The sequence below is a fragment of the Acinetobacter guillouiae genome (genome assembly GCF_002370525.2).
Lineage (GTDB): Bacteria > Pseudomonadota > Gammaproteobacteria > Pseudomonadales > Moraxellaceae > Acinetobacter > Acinetobacter guillouiae.
The window spans coordinates 2419310-2442007 of sequence record NZ_AP014630.1 but is presented as its reverse complement, the minus strand read 5'-3'; the positions used below and the strand labels follow the sequence as shown (position 1 = coordinate 2442007).

The 22698-nt window shown below is 34.8% G+C and carries 24 protein-coding genes and 1 pseudogene; 12 read left to right on the top strand and 13 right to left on the bottom strand.

Annotated elements, in window-relative coordinates; translation table 11 throughout:
* The first annotated feature begins 468 nt into the window (after positions 1-468).
* Positions 469-2577, top strand: coding sequence for a sensor domain-containing protein (locus AS4_RS11305; protein WP_096734205.1), 2109 nt, complete (start codon positions 469-471; stop codon positions 2575-2577).
* 494 nt (positions 2578-3071) lie between these two features.
* Positions 3072-4127, top strand: coding sequence for a 3-deoxy-7-phosphoheptulonate synthase (locus tag AS4_RS11300; protein ID WP_096734204.1), 1056 nt, complete (start codon positions 3072-3074; stop codon positions 4125-4127).
* Positions 4128-4215: 88 nt separating this feature from the next.
* Here AS4_RS11300 and AS4_RS11295 read toward each other — a convergent pair whose 3' ends face one another.
* Genes AS4_RS11295 through AS4_RS11275 form a run of 5 tightly spaced genes read right to left on the bottom strand, consistent with a single transcriptional unit; the run spans position 4216 to position 5950 of the window.
* Complete coding sequence (locus tag AS4_RS11295; protein ID WP_096734203.1) at positions 4216-4524, bottom strand: ABC transporter ATP-binding protein; 309 nt, start codon at positions 4522-4524, stop codon at positions 4216-4218.
* 58 nt (positions 4525-4582) lie between these two features.
* Positions 4583-4921 carry a hypothetical protein gene (locus AS4_RS11290; RefSeq protein WP_096734202.1) on the bottom strand — a complete coding sequence of 113 codons (339 nt, stop codon included), beginning with the start codon at positions 4919-4921 and terminating at the stop codon, positions 4583-4585.
* 20 nt (positions 4922-4941) lie between these two features.
* Complete coding sequence (locus tag AS4_RS11285) at positions 4942-5280, bottom strand: hypothetical protein (protein WP_096734201.1); 339 nt, start codon at positions 5278-5280, stop codon at positions 4942-4944.
* Between the two features lie 48 nt (positions 5281-5328).
* A complete protein-coding gene (locus AS4_RS11280) occupies positions 5329-5598 on the bottom strand; it encodes a hypothetical protein (RefSeq protein WP_227548066.1) in 270 nt (89 codons plus the stop codon).
* A gap of 16 nt (positions 5599-5614) precedes the next feature.
* Positions 5615-5950 carry a hypothetical protein gene (locus tag AS4_RS11275; RefSeq protein WP_096734200.1) on the bottom strand — a complete coding sequence of 112 codons (336 nt, stop codon included), beginning with the start codon at positions 5948-5950 and terminating at the stop codon, positions 5615-5617.
* 112 nt (positions 5951-6062) lie between these two features.
* Here AS4_RS11275 and AS4_RS11270 point away from each other — a divergent pair, with 112 nt between their 5' ends.
* From AS4_RS11270 to AS4_RS11255, 4 genes and pseudogenes are all read left to right on the top strand, one after another.
* The gene (locus AS4_RS11270; RefSeq protein WP_096734199.1) at positions 6063-6410 is read left to right on the top strand and encodes a hypothetical protein; all 348 of its coding nucleotides are present in this window, start codon (positions 6063-6065) and stop codon (positions 6408-6410) included.
* 35 nt (positions 6411-6445) lie between these two features.
* Positions 6446-11239 (top strand): annotated as a pseudogene (locus AS4_RS11265) (RHS repeat protein).
* An 11-nt stretch (positions 11240-11250) separates the two neighbouring features.
* Positions 11251-12288 carry an RHS repeat-associated core domain-containing protein gene (locus tag AS4_RS22015; protein ID WP_227548065.1) on the top strand — a complete coding sequence of 346 codons (1038 nt, stop codon included), beginning with the start codon at positions 11251-11253 and terminating at the stop codon, positions 12286-12288.
* A gap of 13 nt (positions 12289-12301) precedes the next feature.
* Positions 12302-12694, top strand: a complete 393-nt coding sequence (locus AS4_RS11255; RefSeq protein ID WP_096734198.1) for a hypothetical protein — start codon at positions 12302-12304, stop codon at positions 12692-12694.
* 493 nt (positions 12695-13187) lie between these two features.
* Here the strand turns inward: AS4_RS11255 and AS4_RS11250 are convergent, their stop codons facing one another.
* The gene (locus AS4_RS11250; RefSeq protein ID WP_096732533.1) at positions 13188-13658 is read right to left on the bottom strand and encodes a transposase family protein; all 471 of its coding nucleotides are present in this window, start codon (positions 13656-13658) and stop codon (positions 13188-13190) included.
* On the bottom strand, positions 13606-14001 hold the full coding sequence (locus tag AS4_RS11245; protein ID WP_096734197.1) for a transposase family protein: 396 nt from the start codon (positions 13999-14001) through the stop codon (positions 13606-13608). Before AS4_RS11245 ends, AS4_RS11250 begins: the two co-directional genes overlap by 53 nt.
* A gap of 36 nt (positions 14002-14037) precedes the next feature.
* Between AS4_RS11245 and AS4_RS11240 the strand changes: the two genes are divergently transcribed.
* From AS4_RS11240 to AS4_RS11215, 6 genes are all read left to right on the top strand, one after another.
* A complete protein-coding gene (locus tag AS4_RS11240; RefSeq protein ID WP_126606918.1) occupies positions 14038-14307 on the top strand; it encodes a hypothetical protein in 270 nt (89 codons plus the stop codon).
* Between the two features lie 149 nt (positions 14308-14456).
* On the top strand, positions 14457-14702 hold the full coding sequence (locus tag AS4_RS11235; protein ID WP_096734195.1) for a hypothetical protein: 246 nt from the start codon (positions 14457-14459) through the stop codon (positions 14700-14702).
* Between the two features lie 53 nt (positions 14703-14755).
* Positions 14756-15154 carry a hypothetical protein gene (locus AS4_RS11230; protein ID WP_034616555.1) on the top strand — a complete coding sequence of 133 codons (399 nt, stop codon included), beginning with the start codon at positions 14756-14758 and terminating at the stop codon, positions 15152-15154.
* Positions 15155-15356: 202 nt separating this feature from the next.
* Positions 15357-16364, top strand: coding sequence for an RHS repeat domain-containing protein (locus AS4_RS22010; protein WP_227548064.1), 1008 nt, complete (start codon positions 15357-15359; stop codon positions 16362-16364).
* Entirely contained in the window at positions 16361-16597 is a 237-nt protein-coding gene (locus AS4_RS11220; protein WP_096734194.1) for a hypothetical protein, read from the top strand. The genes AS4_RS22010 and AS4_RS11220 overlap by 4 nt, the downstream gene beginning before the upstream one ends.
* 121 nt (positions 16598-16718) lie before the next feature.
* A complete protein-coding gene (locus AS4_RS11215; protein WP_096734193.1) occupies positions 16719-17054 on the top strand; it encodes a hypothetical protein in 336 nt (111 codons plus the stop codon).
* 90 nt (positions 17055-17144) lie between these two features.
* Here AS4_RS11215 and gcvH read toward each other — a convergent pair whose 3' ends face one another.
* From gcvH to AS4_RS11185, 6 genes are all read right to left on the bottom strand, one after another.
* The gene (gene gcvH / locus AS4_RS11210; protein WP_096734192.1) at positions 17145-17519 is read right to left on the bottom strand and encodes a glycine cleavage system protein GcvH; all 375 of its coding nucleotides are present in this window, start codon (positions 17517-17519) and stop codon (positions 17145-17147) included.
* Positions 17520-17636: 117 nt separating this feature from the next.
* Entirely contained in the window at positions 17637-18668 is a 1032-nt protein-coding gene (locus AS4_RS11205; RefSeq protein WP_004720255.1) for an AraC family transcriptional regulator, read from the bottom strand.
* A gap of 93 nt (positions 18669-18761) precedes the next feature.
* On the bottom strand, positions 18762-19211 hold the full coding sequence (locus AS4_RS11200; RefSeq protein WP_004720258.1) for a MaoC family dehydratase: 450 nt from the start codon (positions 19209-19211) through the stop codon (positions 18762-18764).
* Positions 19212-19467: 256 nt separating this feature from the next.
* A complete protein-coding gene (locus AS4_RS11195) occupies positions 19468-19956 on the bottom strand; it encodes a GNAT family N-acetyltransferase (protein WP_096734191.1) in 489 nt (162 codons plus the stop codon).
* Between the two features lie 180 nt (positions 19957-20136).
* Positions 20137-21336, bottom strand: coding sequence for an acyl-CoA dehydrogenase family protein (locus AS4_RS11190; protein ID WP_096734190.1), 1200 nt, complete (start codon positions 21334-21336; stop codon positions 20137-20139).
* 24 nt (positions 21337-21360) lie between these two features.
* Entirely contained in the window at positions 21361-22647 is a 1287-nt protein-coding gene (locus tag AS4_RS11185) for an acyl-CoA dehydrogenase family protein (protein WP_171478438.1), read from the bottom strand.
* Positions 22648-22698 lie beyond the last annotated feature (51 nt).

Genomic DNA, 22698 nt, shown 5'->3' with positions numbered 1-22698 from the left:
TTAATCACGATGATTATTTATTTAGTTTTTTAAAATAATTTTCTTTAATATGCTTGAAAATTACGCAATGATTGATTTTTTTATGAATATTGTTAAGATTATTGTAAATAAGTGCAGAACTCAATCATGGAATTGAGTCTCTTTAGAATAAATCATAACAGGGGGGATTTTTTCTGATATTACAAAATATAAAATTTATTTATCAAGTTGATATTTAAAGATAATTTAAATAAACATAGGTTTGTCATAAATTTGAAACATACCTAAAAACTTAAAAGAATAGATTTTATAAACGTTATTGTATACAATTTAAACTTATTGGCTAAAGTGTGACTTATATCACATGGTTTTTTTAAAAAAATAACGACTCGACACTTGGGTTATACAAGAATCTGTGGTTATTTAAAATACATATAAGTTTGAACAATGGTTTATCTTAATTTTTGCGTTGATAGATAGGATTAATTTATGGCAGGCATTTATTTACCTTTGCATTCGAGTTTGAATCAGGTGGGTTCATTTCCAAAGTCTATAACTCCTCGATCTGCACAAATTTTGAATGAAGTCAAAGAAGCTTTAGATCTGATACCGCACCTTATTTGGGTGACAAAATTGGGGATTGGCTATTGTAATACCCCATTAAAAGAATTTATTGGTGTAGATACGCATAATATATGCGATTCCGATTGGATTAAATGCTTACATCCTGATGATGCAGAACATATCTATAATATTTGGATAACAGCGCAGAAAACCGGTCAACGTTTTGAAAAAGAATGTCGTATCCGTCATGTGAATGGCGACTATCAATGGTTTTTGCTGATTGCTCAAAGTACGGTTTATAAACAACAGTTTTTTGATTGGACTATAACCTGCACCAATATTCATGAACGTGCAACGTTATTACGTGAAACCAGTGAGTCACTAAAAGCCAATACAGATATGCTTGATGTAAGTGTCGACTGTATCAAAATTATTACACCAGATGGTTATGTGTCACATATGAATAAATCTGGTTGTATTGCATTACTAGGACAAGAAAAAGTAAAAACTTTTGGTATGGAATGGCTTGGACTATTACCACCAGAAGTTCGTGAGCAGGGTAAAAAAGCCATTAAAGAAGCGGCAAAAGGGAAAAATGCTAGATTTGCAGGTAAAAGTGTCTTTGGTAATTTAACCATGTATTGGGACAATATTTTAACCCCTGTTGTCAATGAAAATGGTCAAACCACCAGTATTTTATGTGTTTCACGAGATATAACCAAACAACGTATTGCCGAAGAAAAACTCAGAGTGATCTGTGAATTTGATGAAATGACGAGTTTGATGAATCGTCGTGCATTTAAAAGAAGGCTAAAGGCATCAATCTCTAAAGCCAGAGAAAACCGAAGCAAAATTGGATTATTACTGATTGATTTAGATCATTTTAAACATATTAATGACACATTAGGTCATTCTGCTGGTGATCATTTACTTAAGGTTTTATCTAAACGCCTTGCGCATTGTTTAGATGAGAATGCCTATATCTCAAGACTCGGGGGTGATGAGTTTGCGGTGGTGATTGACCATGTGGAAAGTCATGCACAGATTGAGGCTGTTTCCAAAAAATTATTACAACAACTCGATGCGCCTATTACTTATAGCGGTAAATTACTGAATGGTGGTATGAGTATCGGCGGTTCAATTTATCCGCACGATGCCAAAGATGGTTCAGGATTGTTGAAATGTGCAGATGCTGCTTTAAATGACCTTAAAGAACGTGGTCGTGGCGGTATTCGTATGTTTGGTGTAGACATGTTTGAAATTGCCCAAAGTAAAGCGAAGCAATTAAATACAGCACGTCAAATTATCCGTAACAATCAAGTTGAACCATTTTACCAACCTAAAGTGAAACTGGATGATTGCTCAATTATTGGTTTTGAAGCATTACTCAGATGGCGAGATGAAGAGGGCAATGTTTATTTACCTGCGACTGTTGCTGAAGCATTTAATGATTTTGAATTAGCGACTAAAATCAGCGAAACCATGCACGATAAAATATTTACAGATATTTCTCATTGGATCAAGCAAGGCTTTAAAGTTGTACCGATTTCAATCAATGCCTCACCTGTAGAGTTTATGCGGGATAATTATGCGGAAATTTTATTAAAGCGCTTGACCCAATATGCCATTCCACATCATCTTGTTGAAGTCGAGATTACTGAACATGTCTTGGCTGATCGTGGCTATGAATATGTCATTCGCGCGTTAAAAAAACTTAAACAAGAAGGCGTGCGGATTGCCTTAGATGACTTTGGAACAGGGCATTCATCGATGACGCATATTCGTGATTACCCTGTAGATAGTTTAAAAATTGACTATAACTTTGTAAATCGTATGCATGAAGAAAAGTCAATTAAAGCGATCGTGGAAGGGATTGCAAAATTAGGTCCAATCCTTTCTTTAGATATTATTGCAGAAGGGATTGAAACGATTCAGCAGCTTGAAAATTTAAGAGCTGTGGGCTGTAAATTTGGCCAAGGTTTCCTATTTAGCCAAGCGATTTGTGCTGAACAAGTGCAAGAAATGTTGCAGTAAGGGGCTTTGGATTAACACTATTGATTGAGTTAAATTGTGCCTTAACTCAATCATTTGTACTCCATACATAAAATATAGAAAAACTTTAAAAAAGGGCTTGAAAAGTCTACAGACTACAGGTATTGTAAATTCAATATAGATTTTTATGAACGACATAAAGATGAAAAAGCAACCTGTAATCGCTACTTCTTATTATTTCTGGCAATTCTTTAGATAATTGCCTGAAGTCGTTCGGGCAATGAATTGGTTGCCCATCAAAGTTAATACCTGATCGGCAACACCGATCAGGTTTTTTTATATCTGAATGTTAAAAATATTTTGAATCAATTAAGTGTAAAGATTTTGGAGAATGTCATGATGAAATTTAACTACGTATACTTTAGCAACTTTTATTGGACTTACTTTGGTCAAGTGAAAAACCTGATCGCCCATTTGAATAGATCCCATACGCTCAAATAAAAGTTCGGACTTTAGAGAGTCCAAAGGAATACATCATGAATGCACTAAATATTGCTTTACAACAAAATCAAACCATAGAAACTCAACTCAGTTTGCCTTATGAGTTAAAAGAAAAATTTGCATTAAAACATAAGCTTGCTTTACAGATCGCCGAGCAACGTCAAACAATTGAAAATATTCTCGATGGTACAGATGATCGTCTGCTGGTGATTACTGGCCCATGTTCTATTCATGATGAAAAATCCGCATTGGAATACGCAGATCGCTTAATACAATTACAAGAAAAAGTGTCAGATCAGATCTTTCTAGTGATGCGTGCATATATTGAAAAACCACGTACAACTGTGGGCTGGAAAGGGTTTTTATACGATCCAAATTTAGATGGATCTGCCAATATGCAATTGGGCTTAGAAAAATCACGCCAATTGTATTTACAAATTATTGAAAAAGGCTTGCCGATCGCCAGTGAAATTCTAAGCCCTATGGCAACTGCATATTTTGATGATTTATTGGCTTGGGGTGCAATTGGTGCACGTACCAGTGAATCACAAATTCATCGTGAAATTTCAAGTCATATGCCTTTTAGTATTGGCTTTAAAAATGGTACAGATGGCTCGATTCAAATCGCTTTAGATGCAATTCAATCTGCAAGTCATCCTCATCAATTTCTTGCCATGGGTCAAAAGGGGCTACCTTGTATTGTACATAGTCATGGTAATCCTTTAGCACACATCATTTTACGTGGTTCAAATAAAGGCACAAACTATGATGCAGAATCGATCCAGCAGATCCGTCAGCAGCATCAAGGAAAATTACCTGCATTGGTGATTGATTGTAGTCATGGTAACAGCAGTAAAGATCCTTTAAAGCAACCGTTGGTTTTACAGCAAATCATTGAAGAAAGACATGTAACCCAAGTACGTGGTGTAATGCTAGAAAGTCATTTGGTGGATGGTAATCAAAAAATCTCTTGTGATATGACTTATGGTCAATCTGTTACAGACGGTTGTTTGGGTTGGAATAAGACGGAGCAATTGTTGTTGGATGTTGCAGAGCAGCTTTCGAAACAGGATTTGTTGCAGACAGCATAAAACGCAGCATCAGATTGTGTTTATATCATTTTAAAATAGCCCTTTATCCCATCATATTTTTATATGATGGGATAAAGGTTAAAGTTTTTTATTTTGGTTGTACTTGAATCACTTTACAGTAGCCACTGCCAGAATATGGTTCGACATACACTTCTACAGCTCTCTTTTTTTGATACCACTGTGCCAAAGTTACAGTAAGAATAACTTTACTTGTTTGGGGAATAAGCATCCACCCATAAGGAGTGCCATTACAAACAGTTGGAAGGTTTCCTGGTTCAAGCCGAATGAGTAATCCTTCCGAAATACTCGTGATAGATGTCATATTTCCTGATACATATGTCTCAGCTGCAAAAATTTGTTGAGTTAATAACACAGAGAGCAATAGAATTTTTTTCATGTTTTAGTACCTTATTTTAAAAATTAACTTTTGAATTTAGCAATCTATCGATAGTCAATTAATCATTTAAAATATAATGATAAAACCCTTGAGCTAAAGTCCATGGTTGGAAATCTGAACAACTTTGTGCACCAGAAAAATATAAAGTTACAGATTTTTTTGTAATTTGAGCAGTAAGTAATACAGCAAATAATTTACTGCAATTCGCTGGAGAGATTTCATTCCAAGTTGCTGATGTACTACATAATAAGGGACTGCTTAAACCACCAACACTGTTAGCAAATAACCCACCTGAACGTGGATTTATTGACACACCACTTACTTTTCCTGTACACATAATACCAGCAGCAAAAACTGATTGGCTCAATAGTATTGATAATAATAAAAACTTTCTCATCACCTAGCCCTCATTAAAATTTATTTTACATGGTAGTAGGTAATTGTTGGACTACCAGTTTCATAGCAACCATCTATATAAACTTCTACAGTTTTTTTTGCTAAGAATGCACCATAAAAGCTAGCATAAGCTCTACGTCCGTGAATTGTAGTGCTATTAAATCTGAATATATTTGTTATTTTGCTTGGGCAATTTTCATATGCACCGAATGGTTCACCAGATAATGTTACATAACATGTACCATCAGTTAAATGACATCCTATATCTGTTATTTTTCTGTTGGAGACAGTCTCGCCAGCAAATGAAGTTGAAGTCATTGGTAAAATCAAAATAGATACGAATATAACTTTTTTAATCATGTTGAGTGTTCCTTTTAAACTAAAACATCCTAACCATCCATGGTAAAGTTACATAATCAGTTTCTTCACAATTATAATTGTCCTGTATATAACCTTTTTCATTGCATAAGCTTGCATTAAGATACTTAAGTATGGCTTCGTGGATGGTTTTGACCATGAACCAATTTGTTTCCAAGATTCTCGGCCACTTGGAAATTTAAGCAGTGCTAATAAATCAGTTTCTTGAGTTTGAATTACTTTATAAGGACCACAATCCACCTGAGCAAAAGAAATATTGCAGAAAAATAAACTAACTATTAAAACAATAATTTTTTTCATTATCAGCCTCTATTTTTCAACGGATATGAAAATATGCAAGAGTTGGCCATCCACCTGGACCACAACCACTTATATAAATATCAACAGTTTTTTTTGCAAGAAAAGCAGAAAGTAAAGATGCATACGTTCTTTTTCCATTTGTAGTTGAGCTTGAAAATCGAAATTCATTAATAGGTTTATAAGTACAATTTTCATTAGCTCCAAATGGAGCACCTGATAAGGATACAAAACAAGTGTCATCCCATGTGTGGCAGCCAATATCAATAATTTTTCTGTTAGATACATTCTCATCCGCAAATAAAGAAGTATTTGCTGTCATTAAAATAAGAACAATTGTGATTTTTCTTAACATTTTTCTCCACTCTCATGATGAATTGTGAATATTTTGTGTTGAAATTGTATTTTTTCTTAAAAATATGTATTTTTTATATACAACTTATTAGAAAAAGTAAATAGGGTTAAAAATGAAAAAAGTAGTGCTCTTTGTTTTGTTGGTGTCTCAACTAGTGTTTGCTGGAAATGTTTTAGCCAGTGACTACACAGGAAAAGTTGAATCAATTGTAGTGCGTGACTCAGATGGACTCATTTATATTTATTTTAGCGGTAGTCGATCAAGTAATATCCCGGATTGTGCTAAAAATACAAGTTATATGATGATAAAAAATGAAAATAGTGCAACGGGAAAGCGGCAATTAGCAATGTTAATGTTGGCACAAGCATCAAATAGAAATGTAGGTGTAGAAGGAGCGAATGTATGTACAAGGTGGCCTGACGGTGAAGATATTCAATCAGTTATTTTGCAACGCAAATAGGTAATTAAATAGATAAATAAAAAGGGATATCGCTCATGAGAATAATAATGAGTTTTGTTTTAAGCCTATTGAGTTCAATACCTTATGCTGGAGCAATAGACTGGTCTGTTGCAATGACATCTTTTCCATCAGATCAAAGTGTCGGTGATACAGGACAAGAAAAAACACCCAATGGTTATGTCGATTTAATGAGTGGTAACCTTGTTTATGATGTACCTGAAGTCACATTAAAAGGTGAGCGAGGTCTGAATTTTACCTTGTCTCGTTCTTATGGAAAGGTAAACAATGGCTTTCGCTCTATGGGGAACTGGGAGTTAGAGTCACCAAGATTGGTGATGATGACGGGACCTTCAACTAAACTCCAAGGTGATAGTGGCGCTGGCATATGTGAAGCAAATGGTGATGCAACTAATAATAGTTCAGGAAGGCCTGCTTTTACAGCTTCGCTTACCAATTCAAGTTTCAGAAGTAAAATTGAGCAAACATATGTAAATCAAGCGAATGCAACATTAGCTAACCAAACATTAAATACAATTATAAATTTAGTACAATATTTTGGAAGCTTAACGGGTGATGCAAATGCGCAATACAATAAACAACAAGCACAAAACGCTACATCTAATTTACAATTCCAGTTATTTAGTGCTTTTAAAAATAACGTGAATGCTATATCCGTTACTTCCAGCCAAGCAACCACTGAAAAAGCGAAATACAGACAAAGTATAACAAATGTATTGCAGACAGGACAGGTAACAATTTCTGTTAATGGCACTAGGCTAACTAATGGAAACTTAACCATAGTTTTAGATAGTTTGGCAGTAAATTCCTCATTTACTGTTCAAACAAATAATGTACTAATGGATGCTGCTATTAGACAAGTAGTCATAGGCTATCTTTACTATCATAATATTGAAAAGATTAAATCTCCAATGTTGCTAAATGGAATAACTCAAACTTCAACACTTAATACCTCATCCAATGTTGATCCAAGACAAAGACCAATAAGCTTATATCTTCCTAGTCAAAAAAACATAACTTTTTATCCTATTAAAACAGGTGTTGCGGGATACCCTCAATCTGCAAAATATATTTCTCAAGACAACTGGTATATTAGCTGTACAAATTCAGGAAAAGATTTTGTAGTAAGATCAAATAATGGTGTTACTTATTATTTTCCTGGTGAAAATCGAGAAAACTAGACAGGTTTTACTTCATTCTTTGGAAGTGAATATATTCCTGGGCGTGTATCAATTTATGCTTCAAAAATAGAAAATCAATTTAATGAAGCTTATCAGCTTAATTATTTTAATAAAAAAACCAATACCCTGATTTATAATGGGTTTAATTATACAAATAAATTTTTTCTAAAGTCAGTACAACATCTGCTGGATGGAAAAATTGTTAATGAAAATACGCCTGAACTTGTACTCAATTATGTAAAGAGCCAAAGTGGAATTGAGAATACCGATGAAAGCCAATTTGATAATATTTCGGGGGATATAACCCTTAAGAAAATTATTAGATATATCAATGGCTCATATAAAGAATGGACTTCTTATAATTACACGAGCCAAAAAAATCTTTCAAATTATAAATTGACAGACACAATACCAACAGGTGGGACGATAGGAGCTTTTCAAGACAACAATTCTGCGTTTATTTATTTACAAGCAGCAGGTTATATTACAGGTGATGCAATAAATTATGGTTATGGTGGTCCTTATCGAATTGTTGGTAATGCCACACCAGCATCGACGAGTATGACTGCGCAAGACTTTCTCTGGTTCTACAGTGATTTAACAAATATTCATTACTATAAGAGTTCTTCAAATGGCTTAGTCAATACTAAATCTGTTTATTGGACATATTCACTCATCAATGAATCCCGCCCAGGGTTTGCTGAAACTAAATCCTATAAAGTGACCAGTTCCTATTATACTGGTGCTGATGTCAATCCATTGCAAATTACCTATGCATATAGCCGTAATAAAGAAGCTAAAGAACAAACTACAACAGTAACAACCAAGGATGTGACTACAGGTCTGACAAAGGCATATGCTTATGTGATGAATGCTTACGAAGGTGGGATTGCAGAAAGCTTCTTACATGGATTACTTAAAAAGGTAACGATTGATGCACGTACAGAAGTTTATGAATGGGTGACATTAAATCTTATTGGTCAAAAACCAAAAACAACCAATGATAATTATACTGATAATGAAGATGTTTTACTGGTTCGAATGTCTAAAAAAACAGTTAATCATCATGGTGCTTATGGCACAACTTATCGAGATTTTGACCAATATGGTAATGCTCAAACGATTGAATCTACAGGGCTAAGAGGTACAAGTTCAACTTCATTACCAAATGTTAGTATTGCTTATTTTAATGCTGAACCTGCAAATGCTTCTGTGAATGATGGTAGCTTGCCTTGGATTACAGGTTTACCTCGTCAAAAGACATCAACTGGGTATACAACACAGTCTATTGAATATGATGTTCAAGGTGCGATCAAAACAGAAAGTAAAGAAGGACGTATTACCAAGTTTAAATATGAAACTGTTTCGTTTAGTTCATGCTTAGGTAACCTTGCTGATTTTGCTTGGTCAAAATTTGCTAGTTGTTTCTCCGATTATGTTGCTGGAGATAAACATACTGGATTACCAATGGAAGTTGATGTGGGCAATGGTCAACAAATTACTCAATACTCTGCCTATAAAAAAGGTGTACCAGCCAATATTCGTTTAGCCAATGGTGGCTTAGAAACCAATGTTATCGATGACTTTGGTAATATTATTTTCCATACAGATGCAGATGGTGTTCGTTCACAAAACCAATATGACGATGCAGGTCGTTTAAAAGTTGAAACACCAGTTATTGGTTTAAGCTATACAACTATTGATTACAATGGTTTAAACATTGTAAGAACAATGCAAAATGGCGCAAGTTATAACAAAACTGAAAAATATAATGGTGATGGTTTACTGATCTATTCTGCTGCAAATACATCAAATAAGACTGTGGTAAATTCAAGTAAATATGATGCTTTTGGAAATGTAACTTTTAGTTCAAATCCATCTGCTGGTGGGACAAGTGAGGGGATTTCTACAAGTTATGATGTCTTTGACCGACCAAAAACTGTAATTGATAATGGCGTAACCGTAAACTACTGCTATCAATCATGTGGTGGGCGTAACGGTGCTATTGCATTAACAACAGATGCTTATGGTGTCACTGAAACTGATTATTTGGCTGCTGGCGATTTTAGTGCAAATCTAAAAACACTGGTCAGTCGTAAAGGTGGTGATGGTTCTGTATTCACAACCTCAACTGAATATAACTTAGGTTTATTAAAACCAACAATTGCAACTTCAGGTACTTCAACACAAAGCTATAGTTATAACAGTAATGGCTCATTGGCGACTGAAAAAGACAATAGTATCAATGGTCAAAAGAGTTATGGTTATGATGCGACTGGGCGAATTAAAACCATTAGCCATCAAGATGGTTCAGTCGAAACAATTGAATATTATCCAATTAATGATTTGATTCGTTCTCGGGCTTGGCGTGGTATAACCACCAATTATAGTTATAGCTTAGCAGGACGTTTAAATTCAACCAATAATGCCAATACTTCACAAGGCTATGGTCGTGATGGTTTTGGTCGTGTTGTAACACTGACACAAAATATAAATTCCAATAATGCTAATTATGGTTATACCACCACATTTGGTTATAACAACTTGAACCAAGTGGTTTCAATTATTTATCCAAATGGCAAATCTGTTAATTTGTCAGATCAAAATGCTTTGGGTGAAGTCTATTCAATACCTAGTGTGATTCAAGGGCTTAACTACAATATATTGAGTCAACTTACATCTGTACAAGCAAATGCTGACGTGGCTTGGACATATTCGTACTCAAACAATGGTTTACCTACAGGTGTAAGTTCTACCAGTTTAAATAAATGTGTACTCAATATTGGTTATGGCTATGATGCATTAAATCGTATCAATAGAATGAGTGATCATTGCGGTGCGACCTATAACGCCACAATTGACCGTTTTGGTACAGGCTTGATGAAACAGGTTGAGCTTGATCAGGCACGTTATCAGTATTTATATAACAATGATGATATTAGTTCAGTCAATATTACCTCTAAGAGTCAAATCGTTGCACCTGCTTCCTACACTTATAACTATGTGAATGGCACATCACGCTTAGCGAATGTTAGTGGTTCAGCATATAACTTTAGCTATGATGCGATGGGGAATGTCACCAATGATGGCATTCGTGCCCTAGATTATGATGCTTACTATCGTATCAGTAAAAATGGTAATGAAAGCTATATCTATAATACAGATGGTTTGCGTGTTCGCGCAGTTCGTGATGATGGTATTACTGACTATATTTATGATTCAGCAGGTAATCTGGTCTATGACATTAACCATCAATCAGGTTATAGCAAAGCCTATGTTTATGTTGCTGGGAAATTAGTTGCAACTCTAGAGCGTTATCCAGATACCAACAGTAAAGGCTTTGATTTGATGAATGATTTCGAAGGGGCCGAGTTTGGTATTAATAGCTTGTTAGAGAGTTATGTAGATAGTGATGATGATGGTTTACCTGATTATATTGAACGCTTTATCGGTTCTGATCCAAATAATCCTGACTCAGATGGTGATGGTCATAAAGATGGTTATGAATATAAATTATTGGGTGCGAAAGGTGTTTTAGACCCGCTGATTCAACCAAGTGAACCTGATCCTGATGAAGATATGGCAGCATGGTTGCCTGCAATCTTAGATATGATCTTAGAAGATGATTAAGGGGATAAATCATGAAAACAAAAATGAAAAATAACAATATGCAGCCAAATAAGATCTGGTTAATAACAGTTCAATTGATTGTATTAAGTCTCTTCCTCGTTCTTAGTCAGCTCACGCTGGCTAAGGATCGGATTCAATATCATGTCCAGAACTTTGATGGTTCAACCTTAAAAGTGATCAATGAACAGGGCGTGGTCAGTCAGTCTTATCAATACGCGCCTTTTGGTCAACAATTACAATATAAGAAACCAAGCAATTTAAAGAATCCCAATGCTTTTGTTGGTGGGGTTCAAGATGCTGATGATTTGGTTTATTTAAAGCAACGTCACTATAACCCAGTATTAGGAAGATTTTATCAGCCTGATCCAGTGACTTTCTTAGAGAAGGGGCATGGTCAAACCAATCGTTATCAATATGGGTGGAATGATAGTTATAGTTTTAAAGATCCTAATGGAACAGAAGCTATGACTTTTAAAGGAGAAACTAAATTTCAAACAGAATTCACTGATCTTTTGAGTTTTAATGTCCCATCAACTTTAGCTGGTTTTAGCTATTTTAAAGATAATCCAAATTATCATATTTATAACAGAAGTGTATATGTCGAAGGATTAAATAGTATTGAAATTAATAAACTGCGTTTATATATTATTATGCATCCTACACCAAGTCCAAAAGCACAATCAGCCACATATTCTGGAGTTTTTAATTTAGCGAATCCTGCTACTACTTGGAGATCTTATCTGGCGGAAACAAAAACTTTTATTCATCAAATGCCGGATAATGTGTATTCTGTTTTAAGATCTGGAGACAGCGGTTTTCCATGGGTGGTTAATATTACTAGACCAGGACACTCACTTTATCCTGGAATTGTTATTCGAGGAGTACAAGATTTAGGTGGCGGAAAAGTCATTATACATAATTATGGTGAGGGAGTAGGTAATTTACAGTCTTTTGGACCACTTTCTAATGGTTTAGTAAATAATATTTGGTTCGGTGAAACAGAAAAAGCTCTACATTATGCAACAGGTCGTAGTTATAAAGTAAACTAATAAAGGTTTTTATATGAAAGCTAAAATTAATTTTTTAATATCTTTAATGTCATTAGTTTTTGGGCTGTTTTTGATGTTGATATTTGGTTTTTTAACATCACTATTCATGCCATATTTAAATATTGTAGTTTCATTGGTTTTTTTGGCATTGATTATTATATTTAGTATAAAAGATATGAAAGTCAGTTTTTTAGTGGTCATGTTTTTTACTGTTTTAATACAATGGTTTCCAGTATATTTTGAAGAAGATAAATTAAAATTTGGTTATATGTATTCAAATACAAAAGGGATGGAAGGATTATGGTTTTATATATTGTTTTTTAATATCATAACGATATTGGGTGTGTTATTTGTTTCTATTGGCATTGATGGATTTAAAAAACACTTTAAAATGATTGTTAAATAAAATTGAATGCTAATGCATATTTATTACTATTCTAAATTAGATAGTATGCTGTATGAATTATAGATAAGCTTAGTATTTTGTAATAATTATTAAGTAAAGTATTGCTAATTAAAATTAATAATGCTATTAAAATTTATCTTAGATGAATTGGATCAAAGCAGAAGTCAATAGTATACGGGTTACAGGTATGACTAAAGTATTAAACTAAGAAAAACAGTATTAAACTAATAAAATCAATAAATTAGATTAATGTGTGACCACAATATAAGTATGTGATTGTGACATCAAAGTTGTATAATGGTTAAAAATAACTATGATTAATAAGTTTTTTGATTTTATCGCTGTATGCTTTGGAATAGTTTTAATTTTATTTCATGGTATAATCATGGGATTATATATGCCATATCTGAATTTTTTTATTAATATAATTTTAATTGCTGTATTTTTATATGCAAGTGCAAAAGAGCATACAATATTAGACTTCTTTCATAAATCACTTTTTACTCAGTTCTAAATTATAAATACCTGCAATCAAATTGAATCTTAAGCCAAGTCTTTTCCCTCTATTTCGATAACGCTCTGCAAGGATTTTGAAAGTTTTTAATGTACCAAATACATGTTCAATGACTATTCTTCTTTTATTAATTTCTCGATTATATGTTTTTAGCAAAGGATCTAATTCACAACGTTTTTTAGCCTTGCACGGTAACAAGCTATTGGGATATATAGCATAAATCCCTTGATAACCTTTATCTGCAAGAATAAATGAATTTGTTGGGACTAAATGCAGATTGCGTTTGAACAGTTCAAAGTCATGTACAGCGCCTTTGCTCATGCATAAACTTTGTATTTGCTGAGTTTTACAATGAATGATCGCTTGCACCTTAAATGTGTGAGCCTTTTTCTTACCACTATAACTTTTCTTCTGTTTTTTTAGGTCTTTGAATTGGAATTTCAGTGGCATCTACGATCACTACATTCCAGTCTATACCTTCCCCTTCGGGGATATCTTTGGGTAAATTAAACAAACCTGACTGAATTAAATTATCTTCAACTTGACGAACAATTCTGGAAGCTGTTGGCTCTGATACACCATAACTTGCAGCAACATGAAATAAGGTTCGATATTCTCTCCAATAGCTTAAACAGAGTAATACCTGATCTTCAAGACATAGTTTTGGTGGCCTGCCTTTAGAAGGAATTTGCATCTGCATTTGTTCAACCATTAGAGAAAATGTTGAACGAGATATGCCTGTATAACGCTTAAACTGAGAATCAGAAAGCTTTTTTGAGTCGAGATATTTCATATACAGATTATGCTTGAAAATCTTAAATTTTGCAGGATGAATATTGAACAAAAAGATGTACGTTTTTTGATTTATGAAAGAGATTTATTATTGTATCTTATATCCTTTATATTGATTTTTTTGATTTGGGTTCCTATTTACTACTCTGGAGGCGATTTTGGTTTCGGTTATATGTACTCGAAAAGCTTTTTTTTAGAAATGCAAGAAGCATGGGTTTACCTTTTGCCGACAAGTTTTATTACGCTTGTTGGAATTTTCTTGATTAAATTTAATTTTGAAAATTTTTTTGTAAAAGATAGGTATTGAATTTTTTATATGAAAATTTTGTTTGAGTTGGTTTAATTGATAGTATATTTGAATTTTATATTAAAAATTAGGATTTTATCAAAAACTTAATACTGAAAGGCTATATGTGAAAAGAAGCATTACTTATGCAAAATATTGGATAAATGATAATGAAAAGAATCAATATTGAATTTATGAATGAATCTATAGTTGAAATTACTGTAATTGTTGAACCGCTTGCTGATGAATTTATATTAAAACCTAAAGATATAATTAAAGTCGTAGGCGAGTCTTTGGAGGAAATTACTACAGTTCATTCTGCTTTAATGGATAAGAAAGCTGTTGTTATTTGGTTACCTAGAGGTAATATAAAGTGGATATATTATATTAATGATAGCTTGGTTGAACCACTATAAAGAATAATTTATCTAAAGTTATAGATTAAAGTAATGGCCGGGTATAAAAAAGCATGTTTAAATTTCAATTACTATCTGATACTGACTCTGAATCAGGAATTTTAATAGCAAAGCAACAAATTACTTCAAATGGATTTAATAAATATATTACATCTGAGAATTATGGTAGTGATTTAAATGGAATAGTAATTATATTAATGTGTCGTAAACCTGAAATTGTTTTTAAAAAACGATTACGATTATCAAAAAAAGAAAAAGTCTTGTATATGGATATTATGTTGGATTATGATCTATTTAATAATATGACATTCGAACAAAGAATCACTCAAATTTGTAAAACGCTTTTAGTGGAGTTATCACAGGTACTAAAAAAATATAAATTTCAAGATTTTAAATCGGATGAACTAATAAAAAAATTAGAAAATTGGTTTGTGAATTATGGTTTTATTTAAGTAGTTAATTTTATTTTGACCCAAATAATTCAGATTCAGATGGTGATGGTCACAAAGATGGTTATGAGTATAAATTACTGGGTGCAAAAGGTGTTTTAGACCCGCTGATTCAACCAAGTGAGCCTGATCCTGATGAAGATATGGCAGCATGGTTGCCTGCAATCTTAGATATGATCTTGGAAGATGACTAGGGGGATAAATCATGAAAACAAAAATGAAAGACCTAATGAAAAATAAAAATATGCAACCAAATAAGATCTGGTTAATAACAGTTCAATTGATTGTATTAAGTCTCTTCCTCGTTCTTAGTCAGCTCACGCTGGCTAAGGATCGGGTTCAATATCATGTCCAGAACTTTGATGGTTCAACCTTAAAGGTGATCAATGAACAGGGTGTGGTTAGTCAGTCTTATCAATACGCGCCTTTTGGTCAACAATTGCAATATAAGAAACCAAGCAATTTAAAGAATCCCAATGCTTTTGTTGGTGGGGTTCAAGATGCTGATGATTTGGTTTATTTAAAGCAACGTCACTATAACCCAGTATTAGGAAGATTTTATCAGCCTGATCCAGTGACTTTTATTATGAAAGGTCATGGACAGACCAACCGTTATCAATATGGATGGAATGATACTTATACGTTTAGTGATCCGACAGGACAAGCTGCTGTAGTTAAAAATGGTGTTTGGGTTGAAGATGGGATGAGTTTTTATTCTACATCAGGAGGTTCTGTTACTGATTATTTAGGTCAGAATTTTCTTAATGATTTTGCTACTTTAGCACCAACTCCAAAATTTAAATGGCTAACAGGGATAAGTGATTTAATATTTAAACCACAATATGATAATATTATGGATCTTAGAGGTATGGCATTCAATACTTACACGCCATTGTCTAAGCCTTGGCTTAATAAGAATATCGCGAAATTACCAACTCCTTCATTTCCACCTGGGATTGAAACTCAAAATAAATTTGGTAGCGATTTTATAAAGTGGGGGAAAGGTCCTGAAGGAGCACTTATAAGATCTCAAAATATTACGAAATTTGAAGTTGCTGTTATGCAAAGTCAGGGGCTTACACTACAAATGGCTAGTCAATGGCGTACTTTTTATGCTAATGAATTTTTTAGGAATGTTCATAATACTACTGCTCAAAACAGAGTTCTGCTAATGAATCGTATTATCGAACATATGGAAAATATAAGAAAATGAAATCTAAACAGAAAATTATATATCAAAATTCTTCTGATGAAGCAATTAAATTAATTATAGAACCGTGGGGGCAAGAACTTTATATTGATTCGAAAGTTAAAGTAGAAATTCAAATTGAAGGAGGCTCTGAGCACGGTTGCTTGATGATAGAATCAATTCAAAAGACGCTAGTTTTATATGGATGGGAAGGCAGTATAATTGATGTATATCAAGATGGTGAAAAAATTTTTTAAATTTTATTTTACAACATTGCATCTCACCAACAAACAATAATTAGTGGTTGGGTAAACGGATGTAATGGTTCATATCCAGTCTTAACAAGAATAGATTTAAGAAAATAAGATGAGATCACTTATGAAAAAAATACTTTTTGCATTTGGTTTGAGTGTGCTGTTTAGTAGTTCTGTATTTGCAAATAGTCCATTCTCACCCACAAAAATAAGTGGATTAGTCGTACATGATAACGGAACAGATATAATTATTGAATTGAAAGCTAATGTAGCGACTGGTGAGGGATGTCAAATAGCAAATCAAGTAGTATTAAGAAAAACTCATCCATTATTCAAAGAAGTGTATGCTGCCCTTTTATCTGCTTTTCATAGCCAAACTGTAATTCAAGGTTGGATTAATGGTTGCCATACTATAGGAGAAAGTAGACCTATTCTTACTCGACTTGATTTAAGGAAATAGTATTAATCTAATTTAAGAGAAACAAAAAGATCAGACTCATCTGATCTTTTTGTGTTTAAACATTATTTTTAAGCATTAGGATTTTAAAAATTAAAGCCCAGCTTCATATTCACTATTGCTGAGTAACTTTTCAACATCTGCAATATTGTCTGGTTTAATCTTATAAATCCAGCCTTTGCCATAGGGGTCGTCATTCACAAAATCAGGATCATCTTCAAGGGCAGTATTCACTTCTACAACTTCACCCGAAACAGGCGCATGAATATCAGATGCTGTTTTAACGGATTCAACTACACCAGCTTGAGCACCAGCAACCACATGGTTACCCACTTCAGGCGCTTCAACGTAGACTAAGTCGCCTAAAGCATCTTGAGCATGGTCAGAAATACCAGTAATCACAAGATCACCTTCAATTTTTACCCATTCATGTGTAGCTGCATATTTCAAATCTGAAGGATGATTCATAATGACTCCATTAATCAATTTATTTTTGGCACGAGTTATACAGGTTTTTTAATCAAAACAGAAAGCAGAGATACTGATAAACTTATTCATCGAAACAAATAATCGTGATAAATCACATTATAAGTATGGGTCTTTGCGCCAACTACTTGGGCTACGGCCACTCCAGCGTTTAAATGCACGACTAAAGTTTGCAACATCACTATATCCGAGTTCATCTGCAATTTGTTCCAGTGTATAGTCAGTACGTGACAGTAACGATGTGGCATGGCGATAACGTACTTCGTCTACCAGTGTAGAGAAAGAAGTACCTTCGGCAGCCAACTGACGCTTTAATGTACGGTCTGACATATGCAGACGATCTGCGACATTTTCAATACTTAAATAATGCTGTTCCGAATGAGTCAAGATATCACGTACACGCATCGCCAAGCGGCGTCTTTCACCCAAAGCTGAAAGTTCTGCTTCACATTGATTAATTGCAATTTGACTGGCAATTGGGTCAGCATTGACCATTTTTAAGCCCAAGTAGGATTTGTCAAAACTTGCAATGAGATGTGGCTGTTCAAAACGCATATTGTATTGCTTTGCCAGTTTCTCGATGTATTTGTCAAAACCATCAGGCTTGGGAAAATCAAAGTCGATATCGCCATGCAAATAATCAATGCCGGTTAAGGCTTTTGCCATGGTCATAATACCAAAGGTTAGCCCCATCACAATTTCTGTGCGTAAAGGTTCGATTTCGATATCACATTGCAATTGAAGTGTGGCTTTTTCACCAAAAGTAGAAAAATACAATTGTAGAAAGGGCATACGTAACTGGATAAAACGGTTGGCTAAGACAAGCGCATCGGTAATATCATGTGCTGTCATGATGGCATAACCAATAAAGCCATGAATGGAAATACGCATTTGTGTACCGAGATGAAAGCCTAAGGTGCTTTCACCTGTAAGTTTTAATGCGTGTTTAATCAATTCATTGGCAAGTGGTGTCGGAATCCGACACTCAGGATCTGCTAACTGTTCGCTGGTAAAATTAAAGGGTGCGAACAGTGTTTCTGCGCTATATCCCCAACGAGAAACAATATCTAATAATAATAGTCCATAAACACCAGGAATTCCCTGATCTTGGCGAGCTGAGACTGTTTTCATGTGCTTTCCATTGCTCTGAACATTGTTTTTACTTGTTTCATCATATTGTCATGATATGGAAAAACCCTTAAATATTGTAAGACAAATTTAGGATTAATGTGCATCAAAATTGCGCTTAAATACCACAATTTTAGTGGTTGAAATTAGCAATACATCATCATCTTGATTTTTTGCTTGTGTTACATAGGTCACAATTGCGCGATCATTTTTGGTTTTAGAGGGCTGGATAGATACAATTTCGACATCAACATGTATTTTATCGCCCACACGCGTGGGTTTTGGCCATCTTAAACTTGATTCTGAACCAATTAAGCCATAAGCAACAGGGAAGCATTCTGTCCAAAGACGCATGGTGACGGCAGATGTATGCCATCCACTTGCAGCAAGTCCTTTAAAAATCGGGTGATCTTTGGCTTTTTCAGCATCAGTATGGAAAACTTGCGGATCATACTTATGTGCAAACTCTAAAACCTCATCCAAAGTCATTTCGTATTCACGACTTTTAAAATGATCACCAATATTTAAATCTTCCAAATACAACATTGTTTATACATTCCCTTAATTTCACACAATACTCATAAATGATGATGTTCTACGCATAAAAATTAAATTATCTAAACTTTTTCATTGTAAATCACCATTAAGCAATTTCAATGACTGTTTTGCCAATCATCCATTTTTTTAAGTCGTATTGAAATATCACTCAAAATATCGAGTGATTTAGACCATAATAACATTGTGTAATGTCCTGAAAGTAATGAAAATACGACCAAAGTGAATTGAGCAAGCTTATGACGCATTAAAGCAATGTTTTAAGCATCCAAACTTCACAAACATGACTATGACCAGTATTACCTTTAGGTTGTGATAAATGCTCAAAACCTAACTTTTCATAGAGTTTAATGGCTTGCCAGAGATCTTGAGTGGTTTCTAAATAACAAGACTGAAAGCCTTGTTGTTGTGCAAATTCAAAACACTTTTCTAAAATTTTCTTAGCAAACCCTAAACCACGAAGTTCAGGCAAAAAATACATCTTTTGAATCTCTAAAACAGTTGCATCACCTTGTAATGGTGAAAGACCTCCGCCACCAACAACGCGACCATTTGCATCCTCAATAATCCAATATTGGGCATTGGGTTGAGCATATACCTGATATAAATCATCCAAGATCGGGTCGGCTACAGCAAAGCCTGATTCAGGTGCTAAGCCAAATTCTTTAGATACTTCACGAATAACTTGTGCGATCGACGGATTGTCTTGTATTTGTATCGTTCTAATTTGGTACATAAGTTAATGAAAATAAAAAAGGTAGAATTTTTATAACAAAAATTCTACCTTTTGTGATCAGTTAAAAATTCAACTGATCAAAACTTTACCACTTGAATAACAGTATAGGGGCTGTTGACAATTCGTCTAGTTATGAAATGCCAACAAACCCTAAGTAAATTTACAGGTTTTGCTGCAATACTATTTTAATTCACTCGAAGATTTACCCAATTCTCGACGGGCAATGATCAGCTGTTGAATCTGTTGTGTTCCCTCAAAAATATCTAGAATTTTTGAATCACGCGCCCATTTTTCTAACAATTCATCTTCGTTATAACCCACACTGGCAGCCAGCTCTACACATTTTAAAGTGATTTCATTACAAATACGTCCAGCTTTAGCTTTGGCGATAGAGGCCTCACGAGAGTTAGGCTTTTTGTTATCTGCCATCCATGTGGCTTTTATGGTGAGTAAGCGTGCAGCTTCCCATTCTGCCTCCATCCGATAGATTTGTGCAGCCAAATTGGATGTTTGCAAATATGGAGTAGCATAATCGGGATCGAGTTCATCTTTAAAGATTTCTTTGATACGTTCTAAAGACGCTTTGGCACAGCCCACTGCCATGGCTGCAACAAGTGGACGGGTATTATCAAAGGTTTCCATCACCCCTGCAAAACCTTTGGCTACATCAATTTCTGCATTACCGAGTAAGTTTGCCCCAGGTACACGACAGTCAATAAAACTAATTGCCGCTGTATCGGATGCCTTAATACCAAGTTTATGTTCAAGGCGTTCAACTTTCATGCCGGGTGTACCTTTAGGTACAACAAAAGATTTAATTGCAGCACGGCCCAATTTCTTATCTAAAGTTGCCCAAACCACAACCGAGTCAGCACGATCCCCAGAGGTGACAAATATTTTTTCACCGTTCAGAATGTAATCATCACCATCTTTGGTTGCGGTTGTACGAATCGCAGCAGAGTCAGAACCACAACCAGGTTCAGTAATGGCCATCGCAGCCCACGTCCCTTTAAAACGTTCCAGCTGTTCATCATTGGCGACTGCCGCAATCGCTGAGTTGCCCAGCCCTTGACGAGGCATGGTCAGTAATAAGCCTGTATCACCATAACACATTTCGATCACACCCAAGGCAGTCGACATATTGGTGCCATTTTTATTATTGCTGTCGATATCGCCACGTTTATTGATTGCAGCGCCAGCATTGAGTCCATCACCACCGTCGTTCATACCATCCAGTAAAGAAGCCAGCATATCAAGTTCTTTAGGATAGGCATGTTCTGCTTTGTCGTATTTACGAGAAATTGGGCGTAAAACATTTAATGCAGTCTCATGTGCTTGGTCTAAAAGCATCTGGAATTTTTTTGGATTTTGTAAATTCATGATTTTTATCCTTTATCTTCTAAGTTAAGCGTGTAAGCCAGAATGTAGAATGGCTGTTGCACGTAAGTCGCGGTACCAACGCTCAGCTGGATGTTCCTTGGTAAAACCATGTCCACCTAAAATTTGCACACCATCTGTAGCAATTTTCATAGATTTTTCTGCACAAAGTAGACGGGCTAAATACGCTTCTCTATGGAAGGGTTGTCCTGCTTCTGCAAGACTGGCAGCATTTAAAATCAGCATACGCATTGCATCAATTTCAATCGCCATATCTGCGATCATAAATGCCACGCTTTGACGGTGTGAGATAGGCTCACCAAATGCAGTACGTTCATTGGCATATTTGATGCTGTATTCTTTAACCGCTTCACAGCTACCAACAGCCATTGCACACCACATTAGATTGCCTAAATCTAAAAATGCAGGGTAATTAAAATCTTCGTCACCTAGACGTTCGGCAGGGGTATTGTCAAACTTCAAAGTTACCGTTTCAGTTGCTTTTAAACCCATTGCCGGTGATTTTTTCACTGTAATACTTGGGTCTCGCTTTACAACGAAAACGTCCGCTTGACCCTTAAAGTCTGCACTAACAAGGAATAAATCTGCTGTTGCACCTAATAGCACTAAAGTTTTTTCTCCAGTAATGCTGAATTGTCCATTATTGGCAGTCGCTTTGGTTTTTAAGCGTAAGGGATTAAATGCTGGGGTTGCTTCTTGTACCGCAAAAGTGGCTTGAATATCGGTATCGTTGGCAAAATTTGCTAAATAAACAGATTGAACTTTTTCAGAACCCCATTGTGTGATTGCATTGATGACACTAAAAGTAGAGAGCAGACCTGCAGCAAGTGAAAAATCACCTTTAGCCAAGCGTTCGGCAATTAAAATATTACTCACAATATTTTTTTCAGATGCAACACCGCCTAAAGCTTCAGGCAGTGCATAATAATTTAGACCTAAATCGGTACTGTGTTGCCAAAGCTCAACTGGAAACTTTTCGTCGTGATCCGCTTGATGGGCCAGTTGATAAAGTACTTCGGACGCAAATTGATCCATGGCATCCACCGTCATTTGCTGTTCTTCAGTCAAACTCAGATCAAATAGGGACTTTTGCTGATTGGGCAGACGTTGTTTGGTTACATTTGAATCTGATTTAAATGCTTTTTGTGTTGCACTTAAGGTTTTAAAACCAGCTTTAGAACCTTGATAAAGTGATCTTTCGATAAATTTGCGCAATTTAAACTGATCAAGTAAATCACTACCTGCAATTTTTGTAATTAGATTTAAACCCAAACCTTGAGCTTTATTTACCATATTGGTCATGCCGAAGTCCCTGTATTTTAGTGTCGGTATACAACAATCCTG